This window comes from Verrucomicrobiales bacterium (genome assembly GCA_016793885.1).
Taxonomy (GTDB): domain Bacteria; phylum Verrucomicrobiota; class Verrucomicrobiia; order Limisphaerales; family UBA11320; genus UBA11320.
Genome location: JAEUHE010000247.1, coordinates 1 through 3,713, shown reverse-complemented (window position 1 = coordinate 3,713; position 3,713 = coordinate 1). Strand labels below are relative to the sequence as shown.

Here is a 3,713-nt window from a genome sequence, read left to right as displayed (position 1 = left end):
TTGCCGATGGCCGGGTCATCCCGAACAACTACCGCACATTTACTCACGGCTACGCCGTCACGTCGCACGCCGCCCAGGGCAAAACCGTGGATGAAGTGCTGGTCGTCGCGTCGTCGCGTTCACTGCCGGCAATCAACCAGCAACAATTTTATGTCAGCATCTCGCGTGGTCGTGATGCCTGCCGGGTGTTCACTGATGATGCCGAGATGTTGCGTTCGCACGTCACCCGTTCCAGCGCCCGTCTCGCGGCGGTGGAAGTTGTCCCGTCAGTCCAACGCCGAAAATTCATCCTGAATGTCATGCAGCGCGGTCATCGCTTTTTGAAACAATTCCGCCAGCGGCTTTCGCTGCGCCGGGCCATCGGACAAATCCATGAACCAACTTATGAACAGCAACACCAATCCCACCGCAGCCTCCGCGTCTAGCTCGCGCGACAACCCCTGTTTTGGCAGTGATCCGAACGTGGCCACGCTCAACGTGTTGGCCGACGATGGCATCAGCTATCTGCTGCCTTACGCCCAGCTCCTGTATGCAGAGATGATTCCCAATCCAGCATTGGAAACGAAGCCGGATGCGCCGCCCGAAATACTGCTGCTCCATTTTGCTGCGGCCGATGTTGCGGTGCTTGGCAGTGGCCTCACACGGCTGGAAGATAGAATCCAAAAGTATGAACTGAAATTTGTGAAGTCGGCTGACCGGCGGTTCACCGCCACGTTGAACACCCACGTTGCCGCCGTCACCATCACATTTACCAAGGAGTCAGCATGAATCCCGAACGCAAAGAAATCCTGGCCTTGCCTTGTCTGCCGGGGCGGCTCACCCCGGCGGAAACGGCCTGGCGGCTCGGATTCGAGCCGGACCATATTCCCATTCTGGTCAACCTCGGCCTGTTGAAACCATTGGGGCGTCCCCCAGCCAGCGCGGTGAAGTATTTCGCCAGCATTGAGATTGAAGCCTTGCGGAATGATCCCAAGTGGCTGGCCAAAGCCAGCGACGCCCTCCGGGAAAAATGGAAGGCCAAGAACGAGCGCGCGGCGAATAGCCGGGCACGCCAGACGACCAGCGGCAACGGGCATCCCTTGGCGAACGCCCACCACCAGTAGTCTTGGATTGGCGGCGATGAATTTTAGTCCGGGTAGTAATCGTCGCCGTCCGGCGGCTCGCCGAGCGGCGGGAACGGGTTAAACAGTTCAGGCGTTTGCGTGGGGCGTCTAATGGGTAGATGAACCACGATGACGGGTGCAACATGAGGCATGGGTTTTCCTCGCAACAATTTTCGCCGCAGCCCGCCACTCAACACCCACACCAAAAGCGCCACCAACAGATAGATGATCCCCATTAGAAACCAGAGCGCGTGTTCGTGAACAAATCCATCAACGTATTTCAACGCCGATGCTTCCAGTTCGAGAGCTTTGATTTGCCAGGTTTGCATGATGACCTCCTTATGCCGCAACGGCGGGTGCTGCCGGGGTTGTTTTCGGGTTCGTGGTGATGGCCTTTTGTTGCCGTTCGTATTCGCTCAGCGACGGCATCTCTACTGGAGCCTTGCGCGAATAGGCTCGCGCCATCGCCTTGCTGTTGTGCCCAAGGTTCACCTGCGCATACCGCTCGGGGTAACCGGCGGTTTTCGCGCGTTCGGCCCACGCGTAGCGGTAACTGTGCAACGACACGCCTTTGATGCCCAGCCCTTCGCAGCGTTGTTTGAACTCCGTGGCCCGGTCGCCCGAACGAACCGTCCGCAGATACGGGAACAAGGGGCCGCTGCCCGGCAAGTCGCGCAGGATTTCCTCCATGTCTTCATCCATGCGCATGATGGCGATGGTGCCGGTCTTCATGCGTTTGTAGCTGATGACGTGGTTGTCCCAGTCAACATCCTCGGCATTGAGGAACGCCAGATCGGACTGCGACGCGCCCAAATGCCACGCGAGCTTGTAGAACGCTTTCCGTTCGGGATTGTTTTCGCGGGCGACGATGGCCAGATGTTCCGCCTGTGTGATGCTGCGTTTCTCTTTGAATTCAACGACCGGCCACTGGCGTTTCGGCACGAGCGGCCACAGCAGCCAGTTCATGTCCACGCAGAAGTTGTGCAACCGCCGGAGATAAACATTGGTCGAGACGGTTCCCATTTGGAGGACTTTCAAAATCGTCTCGGCCTTGGTTTCAATGATGACCTGCGGCAGCAGCATGGTGAACGCCTTGTCCTTCGCGGCGGTTTTCCAACGGTGCTGATTCGCGCCCTGCTTGGTGTTGGTCAGGGCTTCAATGGCGTGCTGCCAGGTGCGGGTCTTGATGCCATTGTCGCTGCCCGCCAGATACGCCTTGGCAATTTGCAGGTTCAAAACCGGCTGGCGTTGCGCATTATTTTTGGCGTCGATGATCTGTTGAGCATCATCGGCGTTGGTGGTGCCCAGACTGGTGCGCTTCCCGGTTTGAGTGTCCACGCAGTAGTAGGCTCCACCACGGATTCCCCGGCAGATGAGACGGTAACGTGTTTTCATAGTTGTCACGCAACCGCGAGAATAAACGAGGCCGAATCCGAAGAGTTAGCGGATAGCTGGCGGATTACGCCGGACTACGCTAGCTTCTTACGGATTGGAAAAATGGTGTCCGTTTTGGTGTCCGTTTGGACTCCCAAACCTCCTAAACCGATACTGCACACGCAGTTGGAAATGGAGGCGAGGGTCGGAATCGTCCGCCTACGACCTTCGAACGAGGCCAAAATGTCTCATTTTATTAAGGAAATCAAGCTAACTGATCTGAACTCAACCTAACCCAACTGAACCATTTGGTGCCCGTTTTGGTGCCCGTAACTTAGGGCGAAGTCAACAACCCCAGAGGCCACTGCGTGCACGGATGGCTCAGGGAAACTAAAGAATCCTCTGCCACCTCCAGCTGCCGTTTTTTGGGCATGCCGCTCACAATGCCTATGCGCGGTGTGGAGGCGCGAATACCCTTGTCGGGCCATAACCCCCACGTTACCAATACTGAATGCCCACCCCTGAGACACCTAGCCGTTCGATCGCATCGGGTTGCCCTGAGATCTGGAGGCGTTCCATACTCACAGCGCTCCGATTATGCGCGCTCTATGTAGGGTTGCTCACCTCCCCTGGCGGGATAGCTGGAGCCTTTGCTCAGCCGGTCGTTTTGGATTCACCCGACGGCCGAATTCATGCCTCGTTCGCTCTTCCCGTTCCGGGTTCAACGGCAACTCCAAGCTGGTCGGCATCATTCCAGGGTAAAGTCCTATTCTCCAACTGCCAACTGAGTCTCCAAACCAAGCAGGCGGGGGACCTGATGAGTGGAGTACGCGTCTTGAAGGAAACGCGCCGCACGCGGAATCAGCGGATCCAAGTATTGCATGGACGATCGAAAGACGCGGAAGATTGCTTCAACGAAGCACGGTTCCAGTTTGCCACAGCGGCCGGTCACCGAACGGTCGTGGTGTTCCGGTGTTACAATGATGCGATCGCTCTGCGCTATGAACTGCCGGCGGAACGTGCTCAGACCTCGGTCACGATTACCAACGAAGCCACTTCGTTCTCTCCGATGGGCGATCCTCTCGCGCATATCCAGTATTTGGAGAACTTCAAAACCTCCCACGAACATAGCGTCACCAGCACCGAGTTCAGCAGAGTCCGAAAGGGCGAACTCCTGGACATGCCGCTGACCTTGGCCTGGAAGGACGGCACCTATGCCGCCATCACCGAGGCGGC

6 protein-coding genes are annotated in these 3,713 nt (G+C 57.3%); 4 read left to right on the top strand and 2 right to left on the bottom strand.

Annotated elements, in window-relative coordinates; genetic code table 11:
- The 3 genes from JNN07_27290 to JNN07_27280 form a co-directional block, all read left to right on the top strand.
- Positions 1 to 425 (top strand): hypothetical protein (locus tag JNN07_27290; protein MBL9171468.1); only part of this gene is annotated, 425 nt, incomplete at its 5' end.
- Complete coding sequence (locus JNN07_27285; GenBank protein MBL9171467.1) at positions 385 to 768, top strand: hypothetical protein; 384 nt, start codon at positions 385 to 387, stop codon at positions 766 to 768. The genes JNN07_27290 and JNN07_27285, both read left to right, overlap by 41 nt.
- Entirely contained in the window at positions 765 to 1,103 is a 339-nt protein-coding gene (locus JNN07_27280) for a hypothetical protein (protein ID MBL9171466.1), read from the top strand. Before JNN07_27285 ends, JNN07_27280 begins: the two co-directional genes overlap by 4 nt.
- A 23-nt stretch (positions 1,104 to 1,126) precedes the next feature.
- Here JNN07_27280 and JNN07_27275 read toward each other — a convergent pair whose 3' ends face one another.
- Complete coding sequence (locus tag JNN07_27275; GenBank protein MBL9171465.1) at positions 1,127 to 1,432, bottom strand: hypothetical protein; 306 nt, start codon at positions 1,430 to 1,432, stop codon at positions 1,127 to 1,129.
- Between the two features lie 10 nt (positions 1,433 to 1,442).
- Positions 1,443 to 2,498 carry a tyrosine-type recombinase/integrase gene (locus JNN07_27270; GenBank protein MBL9171464.1) on the bottom strand — a complete coding sequence of 352 codons (1,056 nt, stop codon included), beginning with the start codon at positions 2,496 to 2,498 and terminating at the stop codon, positions 1,443 to 1,445.
- A gap of 595 nt (positions 2,499 to 3,093) precedes the next feature.
- Between JNN07_27270 and JNN07_27265 the strand changes: the two genes are divergently transcribed.
- Positions 3,094 to 3,713 (top strand): glycoside hydrolase family 97 N-terminal domain-containing protein (locus tag JNN07_27265; protein MBL9171463.1); only part of this gene is annotated, 620 nt, incomplete at its 3' end.